Raw genomic sequence first — 6561 nt, 5'->3', positions numbered from 1 at the left:
CCCTGCCCCGCCTCTGGCCCGACCCTGCCCCTGGCCCTGGCCCTGGCCCGACCGAAATATGGGGGGGTAGGCACGCTTCCGGGCCCCGAAAACGTGCCTACCCCCCCACAACTTTGTGTCATGAATCGACTACGGGTTTCCGGCTGGTGCGGTGTCGGTCGTGACGTCGGCCGGGCCGGGTGCGAGAGCCGACGGGTCCAGATTCGAGAGCCGATCGGCATGGACATACTGCCTGCGGAACCCGGCTGACCGGTCATGCCCGGGGAGAAGGGGAAGGCGGAAGGCAGGTCATGTAGTTCGACGACTCGTCGGTCGACACATCCGAGCTCGAGGACAGGCGAGGTGGTGGTCTCGGCAGGGGGATCGCTGTCGGTGGCGGTGGGGTGAGCATCGTCGGTCTGCTCATCTACCTGGTGGTGACGGTGCTCGGCGGTGGTACCGACGGTGGTACCGACGGTGTCATTTGCAGACGCTGACCGGGACCGAGGCGCGGGTGCGGCAGGCACAGCGGGCGGACCCGTCCCGGGAGAACGAGCTCAGCGTGCAGCTCGAACTGCAGGCCGACTGCTACGCCGGGGTCTGGAGCACCCTCGCGAACACCGGCGGGAACGTCACCATCGGCGAGGCCGACCTTGACCAGGCGCTCGGCGTGGCGGAGGCCGTCGGCGACGACCGGATTCAGGTCAGGGCATCCGGCCAGGTCAACCCGGAGACCTGGACGCACGGGTCGGCGCGGCAGCGCCGCGATGTCTTCCTCACCGGCTACCGGGGCGCGTCGACGGCGTCCTGCGGCACCGTGCCGCACGCCTGAGCGAAAACCGACCGAGGGTTCCACCGAGCTTCACCGACCGGTGGGTTCAGGCGGTTCTCAGCTCCCGGTGCCAGGGCGGGCGGGGCGTCCCGTGCCCCGGCGGATGTTGCCGTAAAGGAGATCAGGCTGGCCGCGCCGCGTGGTCACCAGCGCACGATACTGCGCGGCCGACAGTTCGCCCTCGAAGACGCTGCGTTGCACCCAGTGCAGGTACTTGCGGCACGTGCGCAACGCCTAGGGGTTGCGTTCCGCCGCCGTGTCGTAGACCAGAACGACGAATAGGGATCATCACCCGTCGGATCGGAGTGGTGTCGAACATCGGCAGGTTCGACTTCGCCCAGAGGACGTCGGTGGGGCCCTCGCAGAAGGCACACGGCCGGTAGCACGTCGTCGGCCCGATCCGGCGCGAAGAACTCCTTCACCTCCGCGGTCAGCTTGGCCCGGTCCCGGGTCCGCCTGGCGTGGGTGGGTTTCGCGTTCGGATACATTGCGAAGAGGATTTTCCACCAGTCGTAGGCGAGATAATCCTTGCCGGCGATCGCGGCCTGAACGACGTCCGTGACGATCTGTTCGGCTACCCTGCCCAGGTCCTCTCCGGTAACGTCCTCAACATTTTCCCGGCCGGCGAGAACGGCGATCGACCGAGCTCCGCTCCGCTGCAACGGATGCTCGGTCAACAGCAATAAATTGTTGGCCGTGACGGGGACTGCGCCGGTTACGGACATGCTACCGAATCCATCCGAACCCCTGGTTGGTCGCCAGTCCCAGGCTCCAGTCATAAATGGCGTCCAGCAGGGCGGCGTCTGCTTTGATGCGGCACGGCGGCGGTGCTGCCGTGCCGCGGCGCCCGCTGTACCAGAAATTTCCGGGGAGGTCCAGCGGAGACGACTTCGACGTCCACGTCCGACGGCAGGCCGAGCAGGTCGGCCTTGTGCCGCAGGTTATGGCTCAGGCGATCGGCGAACTGCGGGTGGTCTGAGAGAACCATCGCCGGAGGTCGCATAGACACCGCGGGTCTTCCGTGTGTCCCGGAAATGTGGAGGCGAGACACCGAGTGGACGCAGTGATTTCCCGGCGTATCCCCGGTCATGCAGTTCCTCGGCCAAGGCCGGGTCCTGGCTCCGAATCAGATCGTAGGTAACGGCCCGCGCCGGAGTGAAGACATCTTCCCACTTGATGGCCGGCTCGTCGGCTGCGACATCAACGCGGAATCTCATTCATTTCTCCGTCCCGTGCGCATGCTACCTATCTGATTCTGGCAGAGCCACAGCGCGCATGATGAGGCAGTCTGCCACAGGCAGAAATCCTCCTCGACGGCCGGGTCCGGGACCGGGCCGGAAAAGACATGACCGGTGGCTCGTGCCTGCGTCCGGACGGGGCGGCCCGCGGGGTGCGGCTCTCCCGGCGAGATAGCCTCTGATCTGGGACTCCGGTGAACCACCCGGCCCCAAGCGGGCGGCATCCGAAGGACGGACTACCGCATGCGGTCTCCTTGCGCTTCGACACTGCGAGATGCACCGCCCTACAGTCCCTGACGACTACCAGTTGGACGCGCCTGCCAGTGCCGGCCGCCTTCACCGGCTGTGTCCAGTGGCGGCACCGGATGCCGCGACCCCTTCGGGCCCGGCGACTAGACTTGGATCATGGCGTCGACCTGCGGATTTACCATCGGGTCGCTGATTATCCCTGGAGGGATCGCAATCTCCGATGGCTCCCGGTCGGGGGGTTTTCATGGATGTTCTTTTTGGGCGCGGTGACGTCCAGGGTGGTCATCGCCGCGGTGAGCTCGGGATCTCGGGCGCCGCCTCGGAGGGAAGGGGGTGCCGGTCAGCCGACGGGACTGACGGATTCGATGTTGGCCACGGCGAACTCGCGCTCGGCGTTGCGCAGGTGGCACCAGGAGTTCAGCCACCGGCCGAAGAGCTGGTTCGGCTGGATGCGGCGGACCGTCCGGGTGCCCTGCTTGTCCCGGTAGGCGATGACGACGTCGCTGCGGCGTTCCACCGCGTCCGCCAGCACGGCGAGCTCGGCGTCGTTCAGCCGCCCGTTTATCTCGCCGAGCCGCTGGGCGAGATTGGTCAGGAGGGTGACACCGTCGTCCTCGCCGGTGCGCAGGCGCTGGGCGAGTTCGTCGGCCGTCAGCCGCCGTCGGGTCGCCGACGGACCGGCGGGGGGCCCGCCGCGCGGTCGGGACGCCCGGTACGGCTGTGCCGAGGCCCCCCGCGGCGCCTTCCGTCCCGGCCCGCTCGTCACGATGACGGTGCCCGTCGCGTCCTCGGCGACGGGGTAGAAGCCCGTCCGGCGCAGCTCGGCGAGGACCGTGCCCAGTTCCACCGGGCTTGCCAGCACGGTGGGGGCGAGCCGGGCGAGGTGCAGCTTCGCCAGCGCCCGGGTGTGGAGGATCTCGGCGGTCGTGGGCGCGTCGGCGAGGACGGCGCTGCGCATCCCGCGGACCCGCACGTGTCCGTGCCGGCGGGCGACGTCGGCGATGAGGTATTCGAGCGGCTGCGGGAGACCGTGATCGGCTATGGTGCGTAGCTGTTCGAGCAGCTCGGTGGCGGACCATCCGGCGTCCATCGCGGCGCGGACGCTGGTGGAGGTGAACCGCCAGGTCCCGGCCGCGCCCCGGGACTCCGGCACCGCCGCGGCCCGCAGGAGCTGGGACATCGCCGCGCTGGGCTGGCCGGACACGACCGCGGTGAGATCAGACTGCAGGATCAGGCTGGACGGCGTCTCAGGCAGCAGCTCGGCGCAGCGGTCCGCCAGGTCCCGCACCGTCCTCGCGGCCTGCGCGGCGAACTCGTCCGCGGTCGAGACGATCATAAGCCCGACGGTGGCAGCCGCCGTGTCGGTGGTGCTCGGCGCGGCCTCGAGCAGAGCTTGGCCGAGCTCGGACAGGACGTCGAGGGCGAACACCCCGAGCAGCTCGGCCTCGCGGATCGCCGCCGCTACCTTGATCTTGCGGGTGGCGGCGTCGTAGCCGTGCAGGGGGAAGAACCAGTCGAGGTTCTCAGCCGTGAGCCGCACCGACCGCCCGCCGGCCGCCGCGCGGATCAGCACCCGGCGAATCTGGCCCGCCCCCGACTCGATGGGCAGGGGCGGCGGGACGTCCTTCTCGTCGGCACCCTCGCGGCTCGTCGGCGCGTGCTCCAGAGCGTGCCACGCCGCAGCCAGCGTCGCCCATTGATGGCTTGGCGACTCCTCCCGCCACTCCTGGAACCGCGGGCTCGGTGCGTAGCCGCCATCGGTGAAGGTCAGCAGGCCGGCGGCCGCGACCAGGTCGATCCACAGCGGCAGCTCGGCCAACGGTATCGACAGCCGCTTCGCCAGCCGGGCCCGTTCCCGCCCACCGACGCCTCCTCGCTTGAGCGCCACGACGGGGGCGGCGGCCTCGTCGAGCAGGGCGGTCACGGCGCGGATGGCGCCCTGTGCGGCCGCCTGGGAGCTCGACCGGACGACAGCCTCGTTCACCTCCGGCCGGGGAATGTCCGGCGGCCCGGTGAGTCCCTGGTCGTGCCTGGCCAGCCAGGCGGCGACCGCGACCTCACGGGGGAGCTCCGGCCGGTTGCCGACGCCCAGCACCAGCCCCGCGGTGATCAGCTGCCTGATGGGCTGCGCGGCTGCCCTCTGGTCGTGGACCTCCTCGAAGGGCGTGTAGGGGAACGTGTAAGGGAAGTAGCCGCCGGCCGTGGCCAGGCGCAGGTCATCGAGTTGCTGCCTCGCCGGGGCGGGCAGGGAAGCGATGATCGTCGCGATGCGGCGGGCATCGGACATGAGTTCGGTGAGCCGCGCGGTCAGCTCGGTCTTGCGCAGGTTTTCGGCCGGAGCCCCGAGCGCCGTGACCGCCTTACGTAGATCCTCGACCAGGACGTTGTGGGCGATCTTTGCGACCGGGCGGGCGGAACTGATCTCCTCGACCCAGTGGTTGTGCAGCGGCTCCGGGAGGTGGACCACCCTGTCGGTCCAGGCGAGGCCGCGGGCGCACAGATCGCCCACCCCGGCGCGCACCGCGTCCGGTAACGCACCCAACAGCTCGGCCATCCGGGGTACCGTCGCGGACTGCCCCAGCAGCGCCGCCGCCTGGCCGACCCGGAGCGTGTCGCGGTTCAGCTCCCACAGCGCCGCCGCGAGCGAGTCCGGGCTTTCCAGCCGCTGCGCGAGCTGCCCGAAACCACGGGGGACCGGCTCGACCAGCACGTCCGGACGCGAGCGGAGCAGAGCGGCCAGCGCCGGCAAGTCCAGATCCGCAAGATGGTCGGCGAACGATCGTGGTGTCATCCCTTCCATTCTTATCTGCGCCGAGCGGGCACGACCGCCCGATCTGCCGGCAGCAGACACCCGAGACCACGGCCGCCCGTTCCCGATCCATCCGGATTGCGAGCAGACCGGTGGCGTCGGCGAACGGCATCGGCGCCCTCCGGGCGGTCACCGGTACCGCGGGCCTCGCCGTCGTTGCCGGTGCGACCTCACCGGATGCGGTCTCGTTGCCGGCCCGGCCTCACCGGGTGCGGTCTCGTTGCCGGTGCGGCCTCACTGATAGCCGATGTGGAGGACGGTGGGGCTGGTAGGCGCATCGCTGTCGATGACGACCGTCGGCCCGTCCGGACCACCCCCGGGGCCACCGGCCCAGCCGAAGGTGAACATGTAGCTGTGCCCCGGCGCGATCCGGAGATGGGAGTTCTGATCCAGGAGGCGTTCACCGTCCACCGAGATTGACTGGACGTGCAGGATCCCCGGTCCTTTGTCGGTGATTGTCAGGTCGGTCTGCCGCCCGACGCCGCTCACCGCGCCGGTCTCGTACGAAACGTTGATCATCGGGAGCGGATGATGCACCGGACGGCGGATCACGGCGCCGGCCGGCAACGCTGAGAACAGAACGAGCAGTATTGCGGTGACCATGATGGATACGGCGCGGCGGGACGGGTGCCGGGTACGGGCTGAAACGGATTGTGCGGCATCCCTCATAGCCCCGGAGCCGCCGGGGCGGACGGGCACCCGATCGAGGTGCGGGCGGCATACCGACCTGCCCGGTGAGGGGAGCATGGTTTCCTCCGCGCTGTATTTCCAGAAATCTGTCATCCCGGCCCGAGGATACTAGGAGCCCGGTACGCCGGGTGGCCAGCTCCTACGGGAACATCTCCACCGGACTGGAAACATGAGCCCATCCGGGGTATGCGGATACCCCTTGCGGGCACCCCCGGTGATGTGGGCGCAGCCGGTCGCCCGGCCCGTACTCCCGGGCAATGACCGGCCGCTGGAATGGTCCTCCCGGAGGATGGTCAACGGTGTCAAAAGTGGTCAACGGCTGTCGACGCCGGTCAACGGCGGGCGTGGCCGCCGCCCGGACTTTCGCCGGTTCGGCACAGATGTATCGGTTCTCCCATCTTGATAAATATTGTCATCGATGGCCGGGCGGGCAGGGTGTTCCGGTGCCAACCGCATCGGGTTCTCACCGGCCCGGCCGTTCGCCCGATGCGCGGCCCGATAATCCGGACGGGAATACATAAACGTGAAACGGAATCGAAGGGCTCGGCGCGCCGTTGTCATTGAGTGGGGAAGTTCTGGTAGGGAATAGCGGATCGGAGAACACGTGAGAGACGCGAGAGAGGTTCAAATATGCGTCGACCCGTTAAGAGAAGAACCGGGCGGGCTGTCGGTGTCCGTCGCATTCTGGTGACCATCGGAGCCGCCGTCACGCTCGGTCTGCTCACCACCGGCGCGGGCTGCCAGCCGCCCGGACCGCCCTGCCC

Annotated in this window: 3 protein-coding genes and 2 pseudogenes; 2 read left to right on the top strand and 3 right to left on the bottom strand. The window is 69.1% G+C overall.

Going from position 1 to position 6561, the window contains the following annotated elements; genetic code table 11:
* Nucleotides 1-296: 296 nt before the first annotated feature.
* Nucleotides 297-811: pseudogene (locus AC08OV_RS22505) on the top strand (neutral zinc metallopeptidase); the annotation flags it as partial.
* Nucleotides 812-910: 99 nt separating this feature from the next.
* Here the strand turns inward: AC08OV_RS22505 and AC08OV_RS22500 are convergent.
* Nucleotides 911-1042: pseudogene (locus AC08OV_RS22500) on the bottom strand (CRISPR-associated endonuclease Cas2); the annotation flags it as partial.
* Nucleotides 1043-1592: 550 nt separating this feature from the next.
* Here AC08OV_RS22500 and AC08OV_RS22495 point away from each other — a divergent pair.
* Nucleotides 1593-1790, top strand: a complete 198-nt coding sequence (locus AC08OV_RS22495) for a hypothetical protein (protein ID WP_476620270.1) — start codon at nucleotides 1593-1595, stop codon at nucleotides 1788-1790.
* Nucleotides 1791-2638: 848 nt separating this feature from the next.
* Here AC08OV_RS22495 and AC08OV_RS22490 read toward each other — a convergent pair.
* Both AC08OV_RS22490 and AC08OV_RS22485 read right to left on the bottom strand, forming a co-directional pair.
* Complete coding sequence (locus AC08OV_RS22490; RefSeq protein ID WP_476615327.1) at nucleotides 2639-5089, bottom strand: helicase-associated domain-containing protein; 2451 nt, start codon at nucleotides 5087-5089, stop codon at nucleotides 2639-2641.
* A gap of 252 nt (nucleotides 5090-5341) precedes the next feature.
* On the bottom strand, nucleotides 5342-5626 hold the full coding sequence (locus AC08OV_RS22485; protein WP_131728932.1) for a hypothetical protein: 285 nt from the start codon (nucleotides 5624-5626) through the stop codon (nucleotides 5342-5344).
* Nucleotides 5627-6561: the final 935 nt, after the last annotated feature.

Source organism: Frankia sp. CeTa3Moorea, from assembly GCF_978021225.1.
Note: the sequence above shows the minus strand (reverse complement) of the source record. Positions and strands in the feature narration are given on the sequence as shown.

Coding starts and splice junctions, on each gene's coding strand:
- AC08OV_RS22495 (WP_476620270.1), top strand. CDS start 1,593: ATGGCGTCCAGCAGGGCGGCGTCTGCTTTGATGCGGCACGGCGGCGGT.
- AC08OV_RS22490 (WP_476615327.1), bottom strand. CDS start 5,089: ATGACACCACGATCGTTCGCCGACCATCTTGCGGATCTGGACTTGCCG.
- AC08OV_RS22485 (WP_131728932.1), bottom strand. CDS start 5,626: ATGATCAACGTTTCGTACGAGACCGGCGCGGTGAGCGGCGTCGGGCGG.